Source organism: Nitrospirillum amazonense (assembly GCF_029594735.1).
In the GTDB taxonomy this organism is placed as follows: Bacteria; Pseudomonadota; Alphaproteobacteria; order Azospirillales; family Azospirillaceae; genus Nitrospirillum; species Nitrospirillum amazonense.
The window spans coordinates 1,011,230-1,034,282 of sequence record NZ_JARPAF010000002.1 but is presented as its reverse complement, the minus strand read 5'-3'; the positions used below and the strand labels follow the sequence as shown (position 1 = coordinate 1,034,282).

The 23,053-nt window shown below is 67.1% G+C and carries 21 protein-coding genes, 2 tRNA genes and 1 riboswitch; of the genes, 10 read left to right on the top strand and 13 right to left on the bottom strand.

Annotated elements, in window-relative coordinates; all coding sequences use genetic code 11:
- Positions 1–14: 14 nt before the first annotated feature.
- The 7 genes from sufB (at position 15) to P5F91_RS10820 (ending at position 6,210) form a co-directional block, all read left to right on the top strand.
- Positions 15–1,499 carry a Fe-S cluster assembly protein SufB gene (gene sufB, locus P5F91_RS10850; RefSeq protein ID WP_145613238.1) on the top strand — a complete coding sequence of 495 codons (1,485 nt, stop codon included), beginning with the start codon at positions 15–17 and terminating at the stop codon, positions 1,497–1,499.
- Positions 1,500–1,565: 66 nt separating this feature from the next.
- On the top strand, positions 1,566–2,318 hold the full coding sequence (sufC, locus tag P5F91_RS10845) for a Fe-S cluster assembly ATPase SufC (RefSeq protein ID WP_145613239.1): 753 nt from the start codon (positions 1,566–1,568) through the stop codon (positions 2,316–2,318).
- A 14-nt stretch (positions 2,319–2,332) separates the two neighbouring features.
- On the top strand, positions 2,333–3,712 hold the full coding sequence (sufD, locus tag P5F91_RS10840; protein ID WP_145613240.1) for a Fe-S cluster assembly protein SufD: 1,380 nt from the start codon (positions 2,333–2,335) through the stop codon (positions 3,710–3,712).
- A 4-nt stretch (positions 3,713–3,716) separates the two neighbouring features.
- On the top strand, positions 3,717–4,982 hold the full coding sequence (locus P5F91_RS10835) for a cysteine desulfurase (protein ID WP_277907187.1): 1,266 nt from the start codon (positions 3,717–3,719) through the stop codon (positions 4,980–4,982).
- On the top strand, positions 4,982–5,452 hold the full coding sequence (sufU, locus tag P5F91_RS10830) for a Fe-S cluster assembly sulfur transfer protein SufU (protein WP_145613242.1): 471 nt from the start codon (positions 4,982–4,984) through the stop codon (positions 5,450–5,452). Before P5F91_RS10835 ends, sufU begins: the two co-directional genes overlap by 1 nt.
- A gap of 5 nt (positions 5,453–5,457) precedes the next feature.
- The gene (locus P5F91_RS10825) at positions 5,458–5,847 is read left to right on the top strand and encodes an SUF system Fe-S cluster assembly protein (RefSeq protein ID WP_040846432.1); all 390 of its coding nucleotides are present in this window, start codon (positions 5,458–5,460) and stop codon (positions 5,845–5,847) included.
- Between the two features lie 15 nt (positions 5,848–5,862).
- Positions 5,863–6,210 (top strand): HesB/IscA family protein, encoded by a 348-nt coding sequence (locus P5F91_RS10820; protein WP_044562655.1) that lies wholly within the window; start codon positions 5,863–5,865, stop codon positions 6,208–6,210.
- A gap of 51 nt (positions 6,211–6,261) precedes the next feature.
- On the opposite strand, the gene P5F91_RS10815 is transcribed toward P5F91_RS10820, so the two are convergent.
- The 5 genes from P5F91_RS10815 to P5F91_RS10795 all read right to left on the bottom strand — a co-directional run bounded on the left by P5F91_RS10815 (position 6,262) and on the right by P5F91_RS10795 (position 10,306).
- The gene (locus P5F91_RS10815; protein ID WP_277907186.1) at positions 6,262–6,834 is read right to left on the bottom strand and encodes a hypothetical protein; all 573 of its coding nucleotides are present in this window, start codon (positions 6,832–6,834) and stop codon (positions 6,262–6,264) included.
- Positions 6,835–6,860: 26 nt separating this feature from the next.
- Positions 6,861–7,418 (bottom strand): hypothetical protein, encoded by a 558-nt coding sequence (locus P5F91_RS10810; RefSeq protein ID WP_277907185.1) that lies wholly within the window; start codon positions 7,416–7,418, stop codon positions 6,861–6,863.
- A 176-nt stretch (positions 7,419–7,594) separates the two neighbouring features.
- Complete coding sequence (locus P5F91_RS10805; protein WP_277907184.1) at positions 7,595–8,662, bottom strand: threonine aldolase family protein; 1,068 nt, start codon at positions 8,660–8,662, stop codon at positions 7,595–7,597.
- 58 nt (positions 8,663–8,720) lie between these two features.
- A riboswitch (SAM-I-IV-variant riboswitch) is annotated at positions 8,721–8,831 on the bottom strand.
- A gap of 111 nt (positions 8,832–8,942) precedes the next feature.
- Positions 8,943–9,686, bottom strand: a complete 744-nt coding sequence (locus P5F91_RS10800; RefSeq protein WP_145613248.1) for a hypothetical protein — start codon at positions 9,684–9,686, stop codon at positions 8,943–8,945.
- Positions 9,686–10,306 carry a hypothetical protein gene (locus P5F91_RS10795; protein WP_145613249.1) on the bottom strand — a complete coding sequence of 207 codons (621 nt, stop codon included), beginning with the start codon at positions 10,304–10,306 and terminating at the stop codon, positions 9,686–9,688. Before P5F91_RS10795 ends, P5F91_RS10800 begins: the two co-directional genes overlap by 1 nt.
- 265 nt (positions 10,307–10,571) lie before the next feature.
- Here P5F91_RS10795 and pepN point away from each other — a divergent pair, with 265 nt between their 5' ends.
- A complete protein-coding gene (pepN, locus tag P5F91_RS10790) occupies positions 10,572–13,274 on the top strand; it encodes an aminopeptidase N (protein WP_277907183.1) in 2,703 nt (900 codons plus the stop codon).
- A gap of 139 nt (positions 13,275–13,413) precedes the next feature.
- Positions 13,414–13,920, top strand: a complete 507-nt coding sequence (locus tag P5F91_RS10785; protein WP_277907182.1) for a hypothetical protein — start codon at positions 13,414–13,416, stop codon at positions 13,918–13,920.
- A gap of 52 nt (positions 13,921–13,972) precedes the next feature.
- Here the strand turns inward: P5F91_RS10785 and P5F91_RS10780 are convergent, their stop codons facing one another.
- From P5F91_RS10780 to P5F91_RS10770, 3 genes are all read right to left on the bottom strand, one after another.
- Positions 13,973–14,593, bottom strand: a complete 621-nt coding sequence (locus P5F91_RS10780; protein WP_145613252.1) for a YajG family lipoprotein — start codon at positions 14,591–14,593, stop codon at positions 13,973–13,975.
- Positions 14,594–14,868: 275 nt separating this feature from the next.
- Positions 14,869–15,774, bottom strand: a complete 906-nt coding sequence (locus P5F91_RS10775; protein ID WP_277907180.1) for a universal stress protein — start codon at positions 15,772–15,774, stop codon at positions 14,869–14,871.
- Between the two features lie 141 nt (positions 15,775–15,915).
- A complete protein-coding gene (locus P5F91_RS10770) occupies positions 15,916–17,598 on the bottom strand; it encodes a bifunctional aminoglycoside phosphotransferase/ATP-binding protein (RefSeq protein WP_246134580.1) in 1,683 nt (560 codons plus the stop codon).
- Positions 17,599–17,984: 386 nt separating this feature from the next.
- Here P5F91_RS10770 and P5F91_RS10765 point away from each other — a divergent pair, with 386 nt between their 5' ends.
- Positions 17,985–18,521 (top strand): acyloxyacyl hydrolase, encoded by a 537-nt coding sequence (locus tag P5F91_RS10765; RefSeq protein ID WP_186454962.1) that lies wholly within the window; start codon positions 17,985–17,987, stop codon positions 18,519–18,521.
- Between the two features lie 181 nt (positions 18,522–18,702).
- Here the strand turns inward: P5F91_RS10765 and P5F91_RS10760 are convergent.
- The 5 genes from P5F91_RS10760 to mreD all read right to left on the bottom strand — a co-directional run bounded on the left by P5F91_RS10760 (position 18,703) and on the right by mreD (position 23,046).
- Positions 18,703–18,778: transfer RNA gene (locus tag P5F91_RS10760), tRNA-Lys, on the bottom strand.
- 263 nt (positions 18,779–19,041) lie between these two features.
- Positions 19,042–19,117: transfer RNA gene (locus tag P5F91_RS10755), tRNA-Lys, on the bottom strand.
- 180 nt (positions 19,118–19,297) lie between these two features.
- On the bottom strand, positions 19,298–20,452 hold the full coding sequence (gene rodA, locus P5F91_RS10750) for a rod shape-determining protein RodA (RefSeq protein WP_145613255.1): 1,155 nt from the start codon (positions 20,450–20,452) through the stop codon (positions 19,298–19,300).
- Complete coding sequence (gene mrdA / locus P5F91_RS10745) at positions 20,449–22,401, bottom strand: penicillin-binding protein 2 (protein WP_246134581.1); 1,953 nt, start codon at positions 22,399–22,401, stop codon at positions 20,449–20,451. Before mrdA ends, rodA begins: the two co-directional genes overlap by 4 nt.
- A 135-nt stretch (positions 22,402–22,536) precedes the next feature.
- Positions 22,537–23,046 (bottom strand): rod shape-determining protein MreD, encoded by a 510-nt coding sequence (gene mreD, locus P5F91_RS10740; protein WP_277907178.1) that lies wholly within the window; start codon positions 23,044–23,046, stop codon positions 22,537–22,539.
- Positions 23,047–23,053 lie beyond the last annotated feature (7 nt).

Sequence of the window (23,053 nt, the reverse complement as noted above, 5' to 3'; positions counted from 1 at the left end):
GGAAGAGCGAAAACATGGCCGCCACCGAACAGACCGTCGAACAGGTCCGCGCCGTCACGGAGCAGAAGTACAAGTACGGCTTCACGACCGAGATCGAGTCCGACCTGGCGCCCAAGGGCCTGAACGAGGACATCGTCCGCTTCATCTCCGCCAAGAAGGGGGAGCCGGAGTGGCTGCTGGAATGGCGCCTGCAAGCCTACCGCCACTGGCTGACGATGGAGGAGCCGACCTGGGCCATGGTCGACTTCCCCAAGATCGACTACCAGGATAGCCATTATTACGCCGCCCCGAAGGCCGCCAAGGACAAGCCCAAGTCCCTGGACGAGGTCGATCCCGAGTTGCTGGCCACTTATGAGAAGCTGGGCATCCCGCTGAAGGAGCAGGCCATCCTGGCGGGAGTCGAGGGTGCGGGCGAGATGCCGGCCGTGGCCGTGGACGCCGTGTTCGACAGCGTGTCGGTCGCCACCACCTTCAAGAAAAAGCTGGAGGAGAAGGGCATCATCTTCTGCTCCATCTCCGAAGCCATCCGCGAGCATCCGGAGCTGGTGCGCAAGTACATGGGCTCGGTCGTGCCCTATTCCGACAACTACTACGCCACGCTGAACTCCGCCGTGTTCACCGACGGGTCCTTCGTCTACATCCCCAAGGGCGTACGCTGCCCCATGGAGCTGTCGACCTACTTCCGCATCAACGCGTCCAACACCGGGCAGTTCGAGCGAACGCTGATCATCGCCGATGAGGGCAGCTACGTCAGCTATCTGGAGGGCTGCACCGCCCCCATGCGCGACGAGAACCAGCTGCACGCCGCCGTGGTGGAGCTGGTGGCCATGGATGACGCCACCATCAAGTATTCCACCGTCCAGAACTGGTACCCCGGCGATGAGAACGGCAAGGGCGGCATCTATAACTTCGTGACCAAGCGCGGCGCCTGCCGCGGCAAGAACTCCAAGATCAGCTGGACGCAGGTGGAGACGGGGTCCGCCATCACCTGGAAGTACCCGAGCTGCATCCTGCAGGGCGACAATTCGGTGGGTGAGTTCTACTCCGTCGCCATCACCAACAACTACCAGCAGGCCGACACCGGCACGAAGATGATCCACATCGGGAAGAACACCCGGTCGACCATCGTGGCCAAGGGCATCTCCGCCGGCAAGGCGCAGAGCACCTACCGCGGCCTGGTTCGGATCCTGCCCAAGGCCGAGGGTGCACGGAACTACACCCAGTGCGACAGCCTGCTGATCGGCGACAAGTGCGGGGCCCACACGGTGCCCTACATCGAGAGTCGCAACCGCACCGCCCGGGTGGAGCACGAGGCCACCACCGCCAAGATTAGCGAAGACCAGCTGTTCTACTGCCGCGCCCGTGGCCTGTCCGAAGAGGACGCCGTGGGCCTGATCGTCAACGGCTTCTGCCGGGAGGTCCTGAAGGAGCTGCCCATGGAGTTCGCGGTCGAGGCGCAGAAGCTGGTCGCCATCAGCCTGGAAGGCAGCGTGGGCTAAGGGCGCCGCAACCGCCCCTGTCCACCCAAGCTGCACACGACATTCGGTTTCAAGGAACGTTTCAAGATGCTGGAAATCAAGAACCTGCACGCCACCGTCGACGGCAAGGAAATCCTGAAAGGGATCAACCTGACCATCAACCCGGGCGAAGTGCACGCCATCATGGGCCCCAACGGCTCCGGCAAGAGCACGCTGTCCTACGTGCTGTCCGGCCGTGACGGCTATGAGGTGACCGAGGGTTCCGTGACCTTCCAGGGCAAGGACCTGCTGGCCATGGAGGCTGAGGAGCGGGCGGCGGAAGGCGTGTTCCTGGCCTTCCAGTACCCGGTGGAAATCCCCGGCGTGTCCAACACCACCTTCCTGAAGACGGCGCTGAACGCCGTGCGCAAGCACAAGGGCCTGCCCGAGCTGGACGCCATGCAGTTCCTGAAGCTGATCCGCGCCAAGGCCAAGGCCTTGAACATGAACGACGACATGATCAAGCGCGCCGTCAACGTCGGCTTCTCGGGCGGTGAGAAGAAGCGCAACGACATCCTGCAGATGGCCATGCTGGAGCCCAGCTTCGCCATCCTGGACGAGACCGACAGCGGCCTGGACATCGACGCCCTGAAGCTGGTGGCCGACGGCGTGAACAGCCTGCGCAGCCCCGAGCGCTCCATGCTGGTCATCACCCATTACCAGCGCCTGCTGAGCTACATCGTGCCGGACCATGTGCACGTGCTGGCCTACGGCCGGATCGTGCGCAGCGGCGGCAAGGAGCTGGCGCTGGAGCTGGAAGCCAAGGGCTACGCCGAATTCGGCTCGCCCGAAGCCGCCTGAGGGGAACGCGCGCCATGGCCGCCATCGCCACCCTGAAAGATCTGTACGAAACCCTGAGCCCCGGCCTGCCCGGCGCCGGTGCCGCCGGCCTGGACCGGCTGCGCGCCGACGGCTATGCCCGCTTCCTGGCCGACGGCATTCCCACGCCCAAGGTCGAGGGCTGGAAGTACACCAACCTGCGCGACCTGGCCGGCGTCAGCCTGGCGCCCGCGCAACCGGCCGCCAACACCGACATCGATCTGCCCAGCGTGGCGCCGGGCGAGACGCATCGCCTGGTGTTCGTGGACGGCCGGTTCAACGCCGCCCTGTCCGCCGTCGGCACCCTGCCCCAGGGTGTGACCCTGGACAGCTTGCGCGGCCTGATCGAAGCCTCCCCCGCGTACGCGGCCGAAGTGCTGGACCGGTTCCCGGCGCCCAAGTCCGACACCGGCTTGCGCGTCGGCCCCAACCCCGGCCGTGGCCAGGCGCTGGGCCTTGTCGGCCTGAACGGCGCCTTCCTGGCCGAGGGTGCGGTGCTGACCGTGGGTGAGGGCGTGAAGCTGGCACAGCCGGTGGAGTTCGTCTTCATCGCCACCGCCACCGACGGCGCCTGGCACCCCCGCCTGCTGATCGACGTGGCGGCGGGCGGCGAGGTGACCGTGGCCGAGCACCATGTGGCACGGGGTGGCGGCGCCACCTTCGCCAACATCGTCAGCGGCGTGCGCGTCGGCGAAGGCGCCATCCTACGCCACGCCAAGTTCCAGGAAGAGGCGGAGACCGCCCTGCACCTTGCCAGCGTCACCGCCACGGTGGCGGCCTCGGCCACGTACGAGACCTTCGTGCTGACCACCGGTGGCCGCCTGGCCCGCACCGACGTCCAGGTCCGCCTGGAAGGCTCGGGCGCCCAGACCCGCGTCTCCGGCACCTATGGCGTGGATGGCAGCCGGCATGCCGACTTCACCAGCCTGATCGACCATGTCGCCGCCAACTGCACCAGCCGCGAGGTGGTGAAGGGCGTCATCGACGGGCGCGGCCGCGCGGTGTTCCAGGGCAAGATCATCGTGCGGCCGGACGCGCAGAAGACGGACGGCCACCAGCTGAACCGCGCCCTGCTGCTGTCCGACACCGCCGAGATCGACGCCAAGCCGGAGCTGGAGATCTACGCCGACGACGTGAAGTGCAGCCACGGCGCCACGGCGGGCGAGCTGGATGAGGAGGCGCTGTTCTACCTGCGCGCCCGCGGCATTCCCGCCGACACCGCGCGCGCCCTGCTGATCGCCGCCTTCCTGGACGAGGTGGCGGAGGAGATCGGCGACGAGCGCCTGCGCGGCCATGCCATGGCGCGCATCCAGGAGCGCATCGGCCGTCTGACGGGCATCACAGTCGACACCGACGCTACGGTGTTAGGGGAGTGACCTCATGGACACCCGGATTCTGACGAACGCCCCGTACGATGTGGAAAAGGTCCGCCAGGACTTCCCCATCCTGACGCGCTTGGTGCATGAGAAGCCGGGCCGTCCGGGCAAGCCGCTGGTCTACCTGGACAACGCCGCCAGCGCGCAAAAGCCACGAGCAGTCATCGACGCCATGGCCAATTTCATGGCGCACGATTACAGCAACGTCCATCGCGGCGTCCATTACCTGTCCCAGGTGGCGACCAACCTGTACGAGGCAACGCGCGTCAAGACGGCCACGTTCCTGAACGCGCCCTCGCCCGACACCATCGTTTTCACCCGCAGCGCCACCGAGGCCTTCAACCTGGTGGCCAGCAGCTGGGGTGGGACCCACCTGAAGGCGGGTGACGAGATCATCCTGAGCGTGATGGAGCATCACGCCAACATCGTGCCCTGGCAGCTGCTGCGCAGCCGCACCGGCATCGTCATCAAGGTGGCGCCGGTGCTGGACGACGGCACGCTGGACCTGGACGCGCTGGCCCGGCTGCTGGAAAGCCCCAAGGTCAAGCTGGTGTCCATCACCCACGGCAGCAACGTGCTGGGCACGGTGACGCCGGCGGCGGAGATCGCCCGCATGGCCCACGCGGCCGGCGCCAAGGTGCTATTCGACGGCAGCCAGGCGGCGGTGCACATGCCGGTGGACGTGCAGGCCATCGACGCCGACTTCTACATCATGACCGGGCACAAGCTGTACGGGCCTACCGGCTTCGGCGTGCTGTACGGCAAGGCCGAGCTGCTGGAATCCATGCCACCCTATCAGGGCGGCGGCGACATGATCCAGACGGTGACCTTCGAGGAGACTACCTTCCGCGAGGTGCCGCACCGGTTCGAGGCCGGCACGCCGCCCATCGTGGAGGGCATCGGCTTCGGTGCCGCCATCGACTACGTGACGGCCCTGGGCATGGGCGCCATCCATGCCCATGAGCAGCGCCTGCTGGCCTATGCCATGGAGAAGCTGCAGGCCATCCCGGGCCTGCGCATCATCGGCACCTCGCCCACCAAGGCGGCCATCCTGTCCTTCACCATCGAGGGCGTGCACCCGCACGACATCGGTACCCTGGTGGACCGGGCCGGCGTGGCGGTGCGGGTGGGCCGGCACTGCGCCGAGCCGCTGATGGACCGTTTCGGCGTGGGCGCCACGGCGCGCGCCAGCTTCGCCCTGTACAACACCGAGGCCGAGGCCGACGCCCTGGTGGACGCCGTGCGCGCGGTGAGGGAGTTCTTCAACTGATGTTCGACGATCTGCGCGACCTGTACCAGGAAGTGATCCTGGACCATGGCAAGCATCCCCGGAACTTCGGGAAGCCTGAAGCTTTCAATCGCATGGCCCGGGGCGAAAACCCGCTGTGCGGCGACAAGATCAACGTCTACCTGACCATCGGGCCCGACGGCCTGGTCAACGACGCGCATTTCGACGGCCGCGGCTGCGCCATCAGCCAGGCCAGCGCCTCGCTGATGACCGAGACGCTGAAGGGCAAGACGGAAGCGGAGGCCGAGGCGCTGTTTGGCCACTTCCATGACATGTGCACCAAGGACGACCATGAACACACCGACCACGGGCACCTGGACCCGGAGGCGGTGGAGAAGCTGGACGTGCTGTCGGGCGTGCGGGAATTCCCCATGCGTGTGAAGTGCGCGACCCTGGCCTGGCACACCATGCACGCCGCCCTCGAGGGCGATGAGAAGACGACGACGGAGTGAGCGAGATGTCTGGAGCCGAACGACCCATCGCGCCGGATGTTACGCTGCAGGCGCCGGCCACCATCCCGGATGAGGACAAGCTGCCCCCGGACGCCCCTCTGGCGGACCGCGTGACGGAGGCGCTGAAGACCGTCTACGACCCGGAAATCCCAGTAAACATCTATGAGCTGGGCCTGATCTACCGCTGCGACATCGACGCGGAAGGCCAGGTCGAGATCGACATGACCCTGACCGCCCCCGGCTGCCCCGTGGCGGGCGAGATGCCGGGCCAGGTGCAGGGCGTCGTCGGCAGCGTCGATGGGGTCAAGGACGTGACCGTGAACCTGGTGTGGGAACCTGCCTGGAACCCCAGCCTGATGTCCGACGAGGCGCGCGTCGCCCTCAATATGTTCTGACGTGTGGAGAGAATCATGAGCCGCATGGAACGCCCGAAAGCGATGAGCCTGACCGACGCCGCCGCGACCCGCGTCAAGGAGATCATGGCCCAGCGCGAGACGCCGGCCGTGGGACTGCGCGTCGGCGTGAAGGCGCGCGGCTGCTCCGGCCTCAGCTATTTCGTCGAATACGCCGACGCCAAGAAGCCCTTCGAGGAAGTGGTGGAGGAGAAGGGTGTCACCCTGCTGCTCGACCCTGCCTCCACCATGTTCCTGCTGGGCACGGAGATGGACTACAAGGAAGACAAGTTCCAGTCGGGCTTCGTCTTCACCAACCCGAATGAGAAGGGCCGCTGCGGCTGCGGCGAGAGCTTCACGGTCTGATTTTTCTGCGTGCTGTCGTGCAGGGACGCTGGCACGACGGCGAAGCCGTCCTCAGGGCTGGTTGGCGCTGCCCAGATTGCTGACGGCCATATCCAGCTCGCCCAGGTCGATGGCCGCCATCTCGACCATGACATAGGAAGCGGGCGGGAAACGGGCCATCAGCTTGTTGCGGAAGTCGCGGGGACCGGCGGCGTAGCCGTGGACGACACGGGCGCCGCTCTTGCCGCCGCCCAGGCCCGTCACCAGGCTGATCCGCGCCTCGAACAGGGTGTCGCCCTGCGACCAGGCCTGGGAGAACAGGTTCAGGTGGCGCGGAATCACCTGCTGCAGCGTGCCACGTCGGGCCTCGACATCGCGGGCGCGGGTGGCAATCTCTTCCAGCTCCCCATCCAGGTCCTGCAGCGCCGTGCGCAGTTCCCCTTCCTGCAGGCGGGCCTGGCGCAGGCTGGCGGCCGCCTTGTTGCGCTCCTCCACCGCGGCGCTGACCCGCCGCTCGGTCTTGCGCACCTCGGTGATCAGCCGCTTCAGCGACCAGGCCATGATGGCGCCGCCCACCGCCAAGGCGCAGACGTGGCCGGGGCTGGGGTTGGCGTAGGCTTCCGCCAGGGCGTCGGACAGCATCATGGGACAGGGTTCCTCGAGGGGTCTCTTCAGCTCGGCCGCACAACCCCGCGCTGCGCGCCGGGGGGGCTCGAGCCCTGGACTTGCCGCACGTTGGTGACGCTGTAGCCGTCGGCCAGGGCGAATTCCTGCTGCAGGGCGGTGCGGGCCTCCATCTCCGTGCGGGCCCAGACGCGGGCACGGTGCAGGTGACGCCACAGCGGGCAGATCGATTCCATGCCCGCGACCACGCCGTTGGTCAGCGCGCTGTTGCTGATGTCGGCGGAATAGAGCGCCAGGCCGCTGGCCGAGGGGCCGCCCAGGTCATGCCAGACCTCCACCCGCCGCCGCTCAAACTCCTCACATTCCTTTTCCAGGCGCTGGAGGTTGCTGGTCTCGCGAAAGCGCAGGGCAATGCGCGCGTCGCGCACCCGGGCGGTGTCCCGGTTGGCCGCCGTCACCTTTTCCGCCGTGCGCCGGATCTGCTCGATTTCCTTTTTCACCTTGGCGTGGCGGGCGATCATCTCATAGACGTCGTTGATGACCAGACGCAGCAGTTCCAGCAGCACTACCCCCGCCAGGATGGCGCCCACGATGGTTATGATCACCAGATCCGGTTTCTCGATGTGCACCAGCGCCTCGGCTTTCGGGGGATGAACGGTCGCGCTATCGCATGGAAGTCCACTTCAAGGTTGTACGGTCAATTAGCCGTTAACGGGCCCTAAATCCGAAATTTTAAATAAAATCTTCCGTATAGGGCCCATCACAACTTGTCAGGAGAGATTTACGCGGCGGCCGCGTGGGCCACGTCGCGGATGTCGGCCACCAGTTGGTCCACGCGTTCCGGCTGGGTATCCCAGGCGAACATGAAGCGGGCGCCGCCGCCGATGAAGGTGTAGAAGCGCCAGCCGCGCGCCCGCAGGCCCTCCAGCACCGCCGCCGGGGCCATCAGGAACACGGCGTTGGCCTGGACCGGAAACAGGGGCGCCACGCCCGGCACCCCCACCAGGCCCGCCGCCAGACGCTGGGCCCCCGCGTTGGCATGGGCGGCGTTGCGCAGCCAGGCGCCGTTTTCCAGCATGCGCACCCACGGGGCGGACAGGAAGCGCATCTTGGACGCCAACTGGCCCGCCTGCTTGCAGCGATAATCGAAATCCTCCGCCAGGGCCCTGTCGAAGAACAGGATGGCCTCGCCCACCGCCATGCCGTTCTTGGTGCCGCCGAAGCACAGCACGTCCACCCCCGACTTCCAGGTCATCTCCGCCGGCGAACAGCCCAGGCTGGCGCAAGCGTTGGCGAAGCGGGCGCCATCCATGTGCAAACGCAGGCCCAGGTCGCGGCAGACGGCGGAGATGGCGCGGATCTCATCCAGGCTGTAGACCTGCCCGGTCTCTGTCGGTTGGGTGATGGTGACGGCGCGGGGCTTGGGGAAATGAATGTCCGACCGGCCGGTGGCCAGCGCCCGGATGGCATCCGGCGTCAGCTTGCCGTCCGCCGTCTGCGCCACCAGCAGCTTGGACCCGTTGGAGAAGAACTCCGGCGCGCCGCATTCATCCGTCTCCACATGGGCGGAGGCCGAGCAGATGACGCTGTGATAGGACTGGCACAGCGAGGCCAGGGCCAGCGAGTTGGCCGCCGTGCCGTTGAAGGCGAAGAACACGTCGCAGGGGGTGCCGAACAGCTGGCGGAAGGCGTCGGCGGCCTTCGCCGTCCACACATCCTCGCCATAGGCGGCAGCGTGGCCGCTGTTGGCCTCCGCCATGGCGGCCCAGGCTTCCGGACAGACACCGGAATAATTGTCGCTGGCGAACTGCTGAGCGGCGAATTGGGCGGGTAGCGTGTCAGTGGTCATGGGGAACGCAGCCTTCATGGTCTCAAGTCTCGACCAAGAGCGAAACGGACTCACGTGGCTGCTTCCCGTTCATTGCCGGATCGGCCACATCCTTCCCCTCTGGGGGAAGCGCCACCTTGCCGGGTAAGCAGGTTGGCGTTGAGCGTCAGCCCAACTCTTGATGCACGGGGCAGAGGGATAACCGTTGGCGACGGCGGGCGCAAGCCCCCTGAGGCCGGTGCGGTGTCATGGGTGACCTTCGGCGCGGGACCGCCGGGACCGGCTGCCGGCGACGGCGGTCTCAGCCGCCAGCCGCAGCGGGGGTCATGCCCATGCCGCGTGGCACGCCCCGCGTGGCGGCGGGTGGGCGCACCGGCAGGGGCTTGGGCCCGGCGGGAACCGGCGGTTCCACCGCCGCCCCCTCATCCGCCACGTGGCTCCCCATCAGGTCACCAAGGGGCTCATCCTCCGCCGGCGGTTCCACCGGCGCGGCACCGTCAACGGCGGGCCCCTCGTCACCCAGCGAGATGGGCAGCACGCTGCTGATGATATAGCCGCCCTCACTGGCAAGGCGGTTGGTGACCAGCGCGCGGAAGTCGGCCTCCGTCGGGGCGTAGCCGTGCACCACCCCGGCCTCGGCCATGCCACCCACGGCGCGGCCCACATGGCGGGGCGCCACCACGTTGCGCAGGTGCGCCTCATACAGGTGGTCACCCTGCGCCCACTCAAGGGAGACCAGGTTCAGCGGCCGGGGCGTAGCCTGGCGCAGCACCGCCATGCGGTTCTGCACCTCATCCGTCCTGCGCGCGATCTCGCGCAGCGCCTCCTCCCCCTCCTCCAGGGCTTGAAGCAGCTGCTCCTCCTGCTGGCGGGCGACGCGCAGGTCGGCGGCGGCCTCGTTCTTTTCGTCCACCGTGGCGGCGATGCGCCTTTCCGTTTCCCGGATCTTGAACAGGATGCGGCGGACGGAGAAGGCCAGGAAGGCCCCGCCGATGGCCAGGATGATGAACACCATGAAGTTGAGGTTGCTGTAACCGCCCGTCATCAGCGCACCATGCGCCGGTGCGGTCGCACCAGGCGGGACTGCGCCGCCGACCGGCCGGCGGCCGCCGCCTCCGCCACCGCCTTGAAGCCCTGGGCGGCGCGCAGATTGTTGACGGTGAAACCATCCTTGGGACTGAAGGCCAGCAGCAGGCGGGATCGGGCCTGCCGCTCATTCCCCGCCCATACCCGGACACGGTGGGTGTAGCGCCAGAGGGGACAGATCTCCTCCATCCCCGCCGCCGCCCGTTCCATCAGGCTGCGGCTGTTCAGGTCCGCCAGGTAAAGCTGGTCGTCCAGGGTGGCGTCCCCCACCTCATGCCACACCTCCACCCGCCGCCGCTCCAGTTCCTCGCACTCCTGTTCCATGCGGTGCAGGATGGTGTTGAGGCGGAAGCGTTCGGCGTTGCGCCGGTCGCGCAGGGCGGCATTGGCCCGGTTGGTCGCCCACAGGTTTTCCGTGGTGCGGCGCGTCTGCTGGATCTCATACTTGATGCGACGGTATTTCGCCGCCCATTCGTAGATGTCCACGATCACCAGGCGCAGCACTTCCAGCAGCGCGATGGCGGCCACAACGGCGCCCGCGACCGACAATACCACCAGATCCGACTGGACGACCTGCACGGGGACCTACCCTGACTTACCTCTCCCGCTCATGTCCGAACGATACAGCCTAAGGCCGTAGTCGGCCTGCCCAAAATACCCGCCTAAGTCATCTGGACAGGCCCCCTGCCCAACCGGGGAGGGCAGATGCATGAGGTCCCCACCGGCATCCGCCGGATGCCCCGTCGCCCCCTTATCGCGCCCCGGGGGCAAAGGGGGGGTTGGCGTGGCGCGGCGCCCTCCCCTATCCTGGCCGCCAACCATAATTCCAACGGAAACCCACCCCATGGACAGCCGCCTCGACACGGCCACGCCCCACGCCATCCACCTTCGCGATTACGCCCCGCCGGCGTGGCTGATCGACACCGTGGATCTGCATGTCGATTTGCGGGAGGAGGCGGCCACCATCCGCTCCACCCTGACCGTGCGGCGCAACCCGGCCTCGGGGCCGGCCTCGGGGCCCGCCTCGGGGAATGCCGCCGCCGCGCTGGACCTGGACGGCCAGGAACTGGAACTGCTGGCCGTGCGCGTGGACAACCGCCTGCTGGGGCCCGACGATTACACCCTGACGCCGGAACGGCTGACCCTGGCCGGTCTCGCCGACCACGCCACGGTGGAGATCACCACCCGCACCCGGCCGCAGGACAACACGGCGCTGGAGGGGCTGTACAAGTCATCCGGCAACTACTGCACCCAGTGCGAGGCGGAAGGCTTCCGCAAGATCACCTATTTCCTGGACCGCCCGGACGTGATGGCGCGCTACACCACCACCATCGAGGCGGAGCGGGCGCGCTATCCCGTGCTGCTGTCCAACGGCAACCTGACGGCCAGCGGCGACAGCGCGACCGAGGCCGGGCGCCATTGGGCGCGGTGGGAGGATCCCTGGCCCAAGCCCTGCTACCTGTTCGCGCTGGTGGCCGGCACGCTGGTGCATATCGAGGACCGCTTCACCACCCGCTCCGGCCGCGAGGTGGCGCTGCGCATCTATGTCGAGCCGGGAAATGAGGCCAAGTGCGGCCACGCCATGGAGTCCCTGAAGAAATCCATGAAATGGGATGAGGACGTCTATGGCCTGGAGTACGACCTGGACATCTTCAACATCGTCGCCGTGTCCGACTTCAACATGGGGGCGATGGAGAACAAGAGCCTGAACGTCTTCAACACCAAGTACATCCTTGCCCAGCCGGAGACAGCCACCGACACCGACTTCCTCGGCATCGAGACGGTGGTGGCGCATGAGTACTTCCATAACTGGACGGGCAACCGCGTCACCTGCCGCGACTGGTTCCAGCTGAGCCTGAAGGAAGGCCTGACCGTCTTCCGCGACCAGGAATTCTCCGCCGACATGAACTCCGCGCCGGTGAAGCGCATCCAGGACGTGCAGCGCCTGCGCCAGGTGCAGTTCAACGAGGACGCCGGCCCCACCGCCCACTCCGTGCGGCCGGAAAGCTATATCGAGATCAGCAACTTCTACACGCCCACCGTCTACGAGAAGGGCGCGGAGGTGCTGCGCATGTACCGCACCCTGCTGGGCCACGCGGGATATCGCAAGGGTATCGACCTGTATTTCGCCCGCCATGACGGCCAGGCGGTGACGACGGACGACTTCCTGGCCGCCATGGTGGAGGCCAACGGCCAAAAGCCCACCGACCCGCTGTGGGCGCAGTTCCAGCGCTGGTATTCCCAGGCCGGCACGCCGGTAGTGTCGGGCGAGGGCCGGCACGATGCCGCCGCCGGCACCTACACACTGACCTTGCGCCAGACGGTGCCGGCCACGCCGGGTCAGCCGGACAAGCTTCCCCAGGTCATCCCCGTGGCCCTGGGCCTGGTGGGCCCGGACGGCAGGGATATGCCCCTCACTCTCCAGGGCGAAACCGAAACCGGCGCCACCACCCGCACCCTGGCCCTGACGGAAGCAGAACAGAGCTTCACCTTCACCGGCGTGGCCAACGCGCCGGTACCGTCGCTGCTGCGCGGCTTCTCCGCCCCGGTGCGGTTGGACTTCAAGCAGGATGACGCGGCGCTGACCTTCCTCATGGCCCACGACAGCGACGCCTTCAACCGGTGGGAGGCCGGGCAGACCCTGGCCACCCGCCTGATCCTGGCCGATGTCGACGCGCGCGCCCAGGGCGCCGAAGCCACCGTGCCCCGGGCCTATATCGATGCCACGGCCCAGACCCTGGCGCGGGCGGGGGAGGACCGGGCATTCGCCGCTCTGGCCTTGGCCCTGCCGACGGAGGGCTATCTGGGCCAGCAGCGTGCCACCGTGGACGTGGATGGCATCCATGCCGCCCGCCTGGCCTTGCGCCGCACCCTGGCGCGCGAGCTGAACGGCGCCTTCCGCAAAGCCTATGATGGCAACCGCACCGATGGCGCCTTCACCATCACGCCCGACGCCATGGGCCGCCGCGCGCTCAAGAACGCGGCGCTGGCCTACCTGATGGCGCTGGACGACGCCCCGGCGCGCGCCCTGTGCCTGGCGCAATACCAGGGCGCCACCACCATGACGGATGCCATCGCGGCGCTGGCGCTGATCGCCGACAGCGCCATGGATGAGCGGGCGGGCTGCCTGGCGGACTTCGCCGACCGCTGGAAGCATGAGGCGCTGGTGATGGACAAGTGGTTCGCGGTGCAGGCGCTGAGCGATCGGCCGGACACGCTGGACCGGGTGCGGGGCCTGATGGACCATCCGTCCTTCTCCATCCGCAACCCCAACAAGGTCTACGCCCTGGTGGGCAGCTTCGCCGCCAACCCGTCCAAGTTCCACGCCGCCGACGGCAGCGGCTACGCCTTCCTGGCCGACACGGTGCTGACGCTGGACAAGCTGAACCCCCAGGTGGCCAGCCGCATGGTGAAGCCATTGGCCCGCTGGCGCCCCTATGACGCCGGCCGGCAGGAACACGCCAAGGCGGCGCTGGAGCGCATCGTGGGAACCGCCGGCCTGTCGCGTGATGTCTATGAGATTGCGTCGAAGAGTTTGGCTGGGTAAATAGACAAATAAAAACAGCGCCGCGCCACAATACTGGCGCGGCGTTTCTTCTCATTTCTGAATTCACAGACCCTTATATTGACTATATAAGGCTAATATTAATTTACCCCTCACGACGGTCATCATGACATTCCTGAAAATGAATAGGCCGACACGGCTCTCTTTTTTTATCCTGCCCCTGTTGGCCGGCTGCGTGCCCTTCAGCAGCAGCGAAGCGGTGAAGGCCCTGCCCGTCACGCTGGCGCATGACAGCTACGTCTCCGACATCGAGATCAAGGCCCTGCCCCCCGACGCCACGCCCGAGTTCAAGGCCAAGCTGGAACTGGCCTTGCGTACCGAGCTGACCAAGTGCGCCAAGGGCAGCCATCCCCTGCGCGTGGAGGCCCGTGTCGCCCGCTTCAATGGTGAGAACGCCGGACGGGCCCTGCTGCTGGGCGATTCCAACATCGTCCGTGGTTCCGTCCAGCTGTTCGATCCGGCCAACGGCGCCTTGGTGGGCGACTATGATGTCAACCGTTCAGTGGGCGGCGGTGGCGTGCTGGGGGCCATCGGCCTCAGCGGCGCTGAAGGTCAGATGGCCCAGGCCTTCGCCAACCAGGTCTGCGACCAGGCCTTCAAGGCCGAGACGAAGCCGCAGAGCCACTGAGCCAGGAAGGCGGTCGGGGCGGCGAACGCTCGTCCGCCGCCCTCCGCCGTCATCAGCTTGTTGGGCCACCGGCGGCAGCCGGCGCCGCTACCACTGGCGACTGCTTACCGGTCAGCGTGGCCACGAAGGCAGGGTCGGCGAACATCTTGGCCAGAGCGTCATTCAGCGCGCTGGCAACAGTTTCCGCCGCGTTGGAGCCATTGGCCATCAAGATGGTCTTCTTCGCCGTGCCAGCATAGGTCTGGGTGAAGACGGGCGCCCCCGCGCCGGTCCCCACCGAAACCGTCAGGTTGACGTCGCCGTTGGCCGTGCCGGAAAACACGCCGGCACCGTACTGGTTGTAGAATTGGTTGATGGAAACGGTGAGGGGACGACCGCCCGCCTGAACATGAAAGCCGCGCGCCTCCAACTCGACCTTCAGCGCGTCGGTCACGATGGTCGGCACGTCTTTGTCGGAACGGATGGCCGCCATTTCAGTGCCGAAGCCATTGATCTTGGCGGAGATGCGATTGCGGTCGGAGGTGCGCGCGTCCACCACGGTCAGGCCCACCGGCTTGGCATCGGCGACGACCTCAGCCTTGGTGGGAACGTACTTCACGGTCGCGACGTCTTCGGATAGCGCGCAACCGGCCAGCATGGAAACCGCCGCGAACGCGGCGACAATCCTGATCATCAACTTACCCCCATGTCTTATGTGTATCGTCTGCGACGATCCACTCTAGTTCTTCAGGGGTATGTCAAAGCGATGATCTCGAGCAATATTGCGTTACATTAATGTATTAATATTCGCGTCGCCGGCAAAGCGGCTACAAGGGTAGTGAAGCTCGGTAGGCCATTGTTCATACGGCTGAAAACGCTCGCTACTCGGAGCTGGCTCCGCCCGACACGTCCACATCTCGGCCAGACCGCGTCAGAATGACGCACCTCGAGGCTTTCTCCGCCCTGGCCCTAGTGAGCCAACAGCACCGGCAGGGTGGCGTTGTAAAGCACATGGCGGGTAACGCCACCCAGGATCATCTCCCGCAGGCGGCTGTGACCGTAGCCGCCCAGCACCATCAGATCGGCACCCGTGTCCGCCGCGGCCGCCAGCAGCAAGGCGCCCACCGACCGGCCCTCCGCCATGGGCTGGCGCACCTGGGCCTTGATGCCGTGCCACGCGAGATAACCGGCCAGGTCGCGACCAGCGGCGCCCTCGGTCTTGTCCGTCTCGACCGCGATGACGGTCACCGCCTCCGCCGCCTTCAGCAGGGGCAAGGACTGGGCCACGGCCTGGGTCGATTCGCGGCTGCCGTTCCAGGCGAGAAGGACGCGGCGGCCCAGGCCCTTTTCCGCCCGGAAGGCAGGCGGCACGATCAACAGGGGCCGGGCGCTGGCCAGCAGGATGGCCTCCAGCATCAGCAGGGCCTCACCCCCCACCGTCTCGCCCACCTGCGCCATGACGCTGATGTCCGCCAGGCGGGCCTCGGCCACGGCCACATCCTCCTGGCTGCCCACGACCTCGCGGAAGTCGCCGGTCAGGGAAGCATCGGGGGCCGCGTCCGGGGTCTCGGCAAGGGTGGCTCCGGCCTCGGCCAGGGCGGCGTCGAAGGCCTGGCGGGCGCGGGTGCGGTGGTTGTGCGACTCCTGCTCCACCATGGTCATGATCTCCTCGACCAGGGCGCCCGACACCCCTTCGCCCAGGGCCGGCACCGCCTCGCGCGGGTCGGGGTTGGGCACCAGGCCCAGGACGTGGCCGCCGGCCGGCCGCGCCAGGGCGAAGGCCGCCGCCAGGGCGGCGCGGTCACCGGCGCCGCCGGTCAGCACGGACAGGATCTTGGCATAAGCCACGGGGGCAGCCACGGGGGCACTGGACATGGGGCCGTTCTCCTCTCGTCACCCGCGCCCGCGCGGGCCGGAACATCATGGAGAAGCTTCACCGTTCGGGCGGGCGCCCGCATTGACGTGCCTCAAGCGTGGACCCGCGGCCGCGTAGGCGCAAGGGCCGAAGGCGGCGGCTCAGGCGTCGGGCCGCCAGGGCTCCGGCCGGGCCAGCTGGCTCAACAGGCGGCGGGCCACGTCGGCTGCAGAACCCAGCACCGACAGGATGTCCCAACGCATCTCTCCCAGGCCGCGGCCGCCACGCTCCCCTTTGGGGCGGCCTTCATCGGCCGCCTGCTGCTGGTTCAGCACCAGCCACAGGCCCAGGAAGGGCACGGGCGCCGCATGGGCCACCGCCTCGATATCCGCCCGCTGGTCCGGCCGGGCATACACGGCATCCGCCACCACGGCATGGCCGGCCTCCAGCACCAGCCCGGCGCGCCCCGCCATTTCGCCATAAACACGGGTGGTCACCGCCTCGCTGTAGCCCGAAGCCGCCAGCGTCCCCTCCTCCGGCGCGTCCAGCAGGCGGCGGCGCAGCGCCTCGGACTGCAGGATGACGGCACCGGGGATGGGCCCGATCTCCGGCGCCAGCATGCGGGCCAGGGTGGACTTGCCCGTCCCCGGCAGGCCGCCGATGGCGATCAGGCGGGGTGCCCGGGGATTGAGGGCGGACAGGGCCAGGTCCAGGTAGGCCGCCGCCTCGCGCCGGAAGGAGGCGCCCGCCCCCACCGGCCGCCGGGCCGCCGCCGTGCTGGCCGTCATGTGGGCGCGGATGGCAGCGCATAGGCTGACGAACAGGGGTAGCAACGCCAAGCCGGCGAAATCGCCCGTCTGTTCCAGATAGCGGTTCAGCACCAGGTTGGCGAAAGGCCGCAGCCGGCGGTGCTCCAGATCCATCAGCAGGTAGGCGAGGTCGTGGAAAACGTCGATGACCGCCGGGCCCCCATCCACCCTGTCCCCATCCCGGGGGGCGCAGGCTTCCTCCAACAGGATGGCGGCGCCGAACAGGGTGGGCCGCCCACCCCATAGACAGATGTTGCCCAGTTGCAGGTCGCCATGGCAGGGCCGGACATAGCCGGAGCGGCGACGGCGTTCGATCAGCCATTCCTGACGGGCCACGGCCGCCATCAACCCACGCTCCAGCCGGTCCAGCGCCGGGGGATCGAACAGGTCGGGATGCTGGCGCAACGCGCCCAGGGCGCCGGCCACCGCCGCTCGCACCACTTCCACCCCACCGGGGGGTGGCCAACCGGCACGCCCGGCGCCCTCGTCATGAGCGCTTTCGTGCAGGGTGGCCACGGCGTCGGCCACGGCCCGCATGCCGTCGCGGGTCAGCAACCCGGCCTCCGCCTGGCGGTCGAACAGGCTGGATTCGGCGAAGCGGCGCATGACCACCACCCAGTCCACCGCCGCTGCCCAGCCCCCTGCCCTCCAGTCCGCCGCCGCCAAATCCGCCGCCCCCAAATCCGCCAGTGTCCCGCCGGCGCCGGAACCAGCGGGCGCTAGCACCAGGCGGCCATCGGCCCCCGGCACCACCGCCAGCACGCCCTCATACAGGCCCGGCGCCGTGCGCCGGTTAACGGCGACCTCGGCCAGGGCCACGCGGCGCCGGCGATCGGGCGTGGACAGGTCCAGGTGGGGGAAATGGACGGCGCGCCGTATCTTGTAGGCGCGATCCCCGGCCAGGAAGATGATGGCGCTGTCGGTATCGATTCGCTCCACCGCCAAACCCTGGTGGGTCGCCGGATCGCCCAACAGGGCGATCGTGGCGGCTTGGTCCATCAGGGTCGGGTTCGCGGTCGCCGGACACAGATCCATGTCCTGATTTTAAAGGCGTTTTATGACAGGCTATCGTGCGCCCCACGCCGATTTTTCCGGCCTGTGACGCCCGACATCGCCCCCACCCCCGCCTTGCGGCCTATACCCCTGATATTGTGCAGTCGCGAAACCATATACGATGAGCGCATTACGTCTATGGGGCGCGCTTTCATGAAATCGTAACTGGGACGCCCTATTAAGGCGACGCCCAGGGTGTGGGTATGGCCTTGCGCGTGTGTAGCCTGGGTGGCTGAACGCCTGTTTGTCGCATATGCGCAACAGTCGTCGGCTATGCGAGGCAAAAGGTAGCGGTCACTGCTTTGGTCGTTGAGTTGCCTGGCCTATTCGGGAATCATCCTGAAAACTTCTTAATAAGGATCGCGGTCGTGATACGGCGTCTTCTGAAGTCCACGGTATTGGCGTTGGGGCTGGTTACAGCCGCGGCGCCGGCGTTCGCCGAGGACACCCCCAGCTTCCTCAGCTTCGGCATCGGCGAGTACGACGTGCTGCGGACCGGGCCGAAGCACAACACGACCGACTACCGCGTCGAGTATCGCCCCAACACCTCGCTGTTCAGCAACAGCTGGATCCGCATCAGCCCCTGGGTGGGCGGCGAGTTCACCGGCCAGGGCGGCGCGTATGGCGTGGGCGGCGTCCTGTTCGACATTCCGCTGGGCAGCTCCTTCGACTTCACGCCCAACTTCGGCGTTGGCGTCTACGGCACCGGCAGCGGCAAGAACCTCGGCAGCTGGGTGGAATTCCGCTCCACCGCCGAAATCTCCTACAAGTTCGAGAACCAGAGCCGCGTGGGCCTGTCCTTCGGCCACATCTCCAACGCCGGCATCGGCGAAGTGAACCCCGGTTCCGAAATCGTGACCCTGTACTACCACATCCCCACCAGCTGGCTGTTCGGCGGCTGGTAAGCCGGTCGAGGCCATCAGGTCGCGATGGATCAGAAGGGCGCCTCCGGGCGCCCTTTTTCGTTTGGCGAATTCAGGTGTGCGGCCGTCCCCTTGGCAGGCGCGCTCAACGCATATGCGAAATAGCCCTCTATCCCGAGGGGATAGGGCGTCTCATGTCAGCAATGATGGAGTTTAAGAGGAGTGGTGGGTGTACAAGGACTCGAACCTTGGGCCCGCTGATTAAGAGTCAGCTGCTCTACCAACTGAGCTATACACCCGCCCCTCATGAGCCGCCGCCGTGGCGCCGGCCGCCGGGTCTTGCGTCCCGGTGAGGGCGGCTTTGTAGCGTCCTGGCGCGGGCTTGTCGACAGAAAAATGACAGGAAAAATGCGATGCCGCCCGGCGCGGGCGAATGGCACCCATGCGGGGTTCGACAGCTGGAAGTATAGGGAATCTTAAAGGCTTAGCGCGAGCCCAAACGCCAACAGCCCGGCCTTAGAGGCCCGGCGCGCAAAGACGGCGATGTCATGGGGAAGAGGAGTGGTGGGTGTACAAGGACTCGAACCTTGGGCCCGCTGATTAAGAGTCAGCTGCTCTACCAACTGAGCTATACACCCGCCCCCCGAAGGCCGCCACCGTGGCGCCGGCCTGCCGGGTCTTGCGTCCCGGTGAGGGCGGTTTCATACGGCGATAGGCGGCGCTTGTCGATAGAAAAATGCATCGGCGCATCGACATGGCGCCCTTGCAGGAACAAAGGGGACGGCAAGCGGGTGCCGTGCCCCTCCCCGCCGGGATGGTCAGAAATCACTCATGCCGCGGCGGGACATGCGGACGTCCCGATGCACATGGACGCACAGCAGCAGGCCGAAGCCGATCATGACCGTCAGGGCCGACGATCCACCGTAGGAGATCAGCGGCAGGGGCACGCCCACCACGGGGATCAGGCCCATGACCATGGCGATGTTGATGAACATGTACAGGAACAGGTTCACCGTCAGCCCCATGGCCACCAGGCGGCCGTACTGGTGCCGGCAACGCATGGCGATGACATAGCCGTAGACCAGCAGCAGGGCATACATCGCCAGGAACACCAGCGCGCCCACCATGCCCATCTCCTCCGCCAGCATGGTGAAGATGAAGTCGGTCTGCTTTTCCGGCAGGAAGTTCAGGTGGCTTTGCGACCCCATGAGAAAGCCCTTGCCGAACATGCCGCCGGAGCCCAGGGCGATCTTGGATTGCATGATGTGATAGCCATGCCCCAGGGGATCGTTCTCGGGGTTCAGGAAGGTGTTCACCCGGTTCTTCTGGTAGTCATGCATGAAGTGCCAGATGACCGGAATGGCGGCCAACACGCTGCCAATGACCAGGGCGAACTTCCACAGCCGCACGCCCACCAGCCAGAAGATGGCGCCCGATACCATCAGCAGCATGAGCGAGGTGCCCAAGTTGGGTTGCAGCAGCACCAGGCAAACGGGCGCCACGATCATGACCAAGGCCGGGATCAGGAAAGTGATGCGGCCGGTGTCCTCCAGCGAGGCGCCGTGGAAATAGCGCGCCAGCGCCATCACCAGCGTCACCTTCATCAACTCGGACGGCTGCAGCTGCATGAAGCCCAGGTCGATCCAGCGCTGCGCGCCCATGCCGACGTGGCCCATGACCTCGACCACGATCAGCAGGAAAAAGGCGATGCCGTAGAGGAAGTAGGAAAACTTCAGCCAGAGGCGGATGTCGATCAGCGCCACCACCAGCATCAGCACCAGGCCCACGGCAAAGCGCATGATCTGGCGCGTGGCCCAGGGGTCGAAGTTGCCGTTGGCGGCGGAATAGAGCATGGCGAAGCCGATGCAGGCCACGGCCGTGATCAGCAGCACCAGGCTCCAGCTGATCTGGCCCAGCTTCTCCCCCAGGCTCATGTTGGACTGGGGGTCCAGACCCATGTCGAGATTGATCATCGCGGCGTTCCTTCCCCCGGCATGGCGGGGGCGGCTGTGACTTGGGTCGATGCGGACGGAGTGGCGGCCGCCGCACCGTCGCCCGCGGGCGCGGTGGCGCCGGCATCGGCCTGCTGGGCCCGGGCCGCTTCCATCAGCTGGATTTCCAGCAGCAGATCGCGGGCGATGGGGGCGGCCACCGAGCTGCCGCCCACACCGTGCTCCACGATGATGGCGCAGGCGTAGCGCGGCGCCTGCACCGGGGCGAAGGCGATGAACAGGGCGTTGTCGCGGTCCTTCCAGGGCCGCTCGGCCTTCAGCAGGCCGGCGTTGCGCTCCGCCATGGTGATGCGCTTGACCTGGGCGGTGCCCGACTTGCCGCCCATCTCGAACCCCGGCTGGGTGATGCGGGCGGCATAGGCGGTGCCACCGGCGGAGGTGACGCCCGCCATGCCCGCCAGGACGCGCTGGATGAATTCCGGCTTCACCCCGATGTCGGGCCAGTTGGTCTGCTCGGTGTATTCCTGCTCCACCGCCTTGGTCAGGTGGGGCTTCACCGCCTTGCCGCCACTGGCCAGGCGGGCGCACATCACCGCCAGCTGGATGGGGGTGGCGGTGACGTAGCCCTGACCAATGGCCACGCTTAACGTTTCGCCATCGTACCAATTTTCCTTGTAGGTACGGCGCTTCCACTTGGTGTCGGGAATGATGCCGGTCTTTTCGCCCGGCAGGTCCAGGTCGGTGCGGTCGCCCAGGCCGAAGCGGCGGGCCATGTCGGCGATGCGGTCCACGCCGATGCGCCGCGCCAGGTCGTAGAAATAGACGTCGCAGGACATGCGGATGGCGTCGTGCATGTCGACGGAGCCGTGACCGCCCTTCTTGTAGCAGTGGAAGGTGTGGCCGCCGAAATCGTAGTGTCCGGGGCAGAAGACCCGGTGGGTGGGATCCACCCCCGCCTCCAGGCCCGCCAGCGCCGTCATGGGCTTGAAGGTGGAGCCCGGGGCGTAGTGGCCGGCCACCACCTTGTTGGTCAGGGGCGAGGCCTCGTTCTTGATCAGGCTGTCATAGAGGTCCTGCGGGATCCCCATGGCGAACTGGTTGGGGTCGAAGCTGGGGTGGGAGGCCAGCGCCAGGATGCCGCCCGTTTGCACGTCCAGCACCACGGCGGCGGCACTCTCATGCTCCGCCAGGCGCTGCTGGGCGTAGTACTGCAGCTTGGCGTCGATGGTCAGCGTCACCTGATGGCCCGGCTGGCCGTCGTTGCGCGCCAGCTCGCGCACCACCCGGCCCACGGCGTTGACCTCCAGCTGGCTGGTGCCGGCGGTGCCGCGCAGGGCTAGGTCGTGCTTGCGCTCGATGCCGCTCTTGCCGATGCGGAAGCCCGGCAGGGACAGCAGCGGATCGCGGGCGTTCTGCAGTTCCTGCTCCGACACCACGCCGACATAGCCCAGGATATGGGCCGCCTGCTCCCCGAAGGGATAGGAGCGCACCTGCCCCACCTCGATGGAGACGCCGGGCAGGTCGGGCAGGTTGACCTCTATGGCCGAGACCTGGTCCCAGGTCAGGTTTTCCCGCAGGGTCACGGGCGCGAAAGAGCGCAGGCGGTCGACATCGCGCAGAATGCGGCGGCGGTCGGCATCGGTCAGCGGCAGCAGCTTAACCACCTTGTCCAGCGTCTCATCCACGTCGTCCGTGCGCTCGGACACCAGCACGGCGCGGAAGTTCTGCTCGTTCACCGCCAGGGGCACGCCGCTGCGATCGACGATGATGCCGCGCGAGGGCGCCAGCAGGCGCAGGGAGATGCGGTTGTCCTCGGCCAGCGTGGTGTAGTGGTCGCCCTCCAGGACCTGCAGGTAATAGAGCCGCGCCACCAGGGCGGACAGGGCGCCGGCCTTCAGCCCGCCCAGCACCAGCGTGCGGCGGTTCATGACGCGCTGGCGCTCGGCGTCCCTATCGATCGCATTGAACATAAGTGGGTACCGTTCCCTAAAACGCCGGGCGCCCGCTTCCGCGGGCTTGGCTTCCTCAGTTCAAGAGCAGCATCGCCGCCCTAAAACTTTCACCTAAATGACGGGTCGCGTCCTAAAAATACCAAGGCCGCCAGCTCAGCTCAGCAGGCTGCGGTGCAGCTTGCTAAAGCACCAGGCCGGCAGCGGGAACAGCACGATGGCCAGCAGCGCCTGGGCCACCACGTTCCCCGGGGCCACCAAGTGCGCGGTCATCAGGCTGTAGGCCACCCATTGCACGGCCCCCGCCCCCACCGCCACCAGGGCGAAGCCCAGCCACAGGAACCAGAAGGAGTTCCCCAGGAAATAGCGCCGCTGGTTCAGCACAAGCCAGTAGGCCAGTACATAGACCAGCGCGCTCATGCCCAGGGGCGACCCGCCCAGGAGATCCTGCAGCACCCCGATGCCGAAGGCCATATAAGGCTTCAGCAGGTCGGGGCGGTAGATCGCCCAGTAGTAGATGGCCATCAAGGTGAGGGGCGGCGCCACGAAGGAATAGTCGGGCAGCTGCAAGGGCATCATCCCCACCAGCATGGCCGCCACCGTGGTGCTGAACGGCACCGAGTTCCGCCCGGCCTGGTCCAGCCGCTGCCAAATGCCAACCGCCATGGCGGCG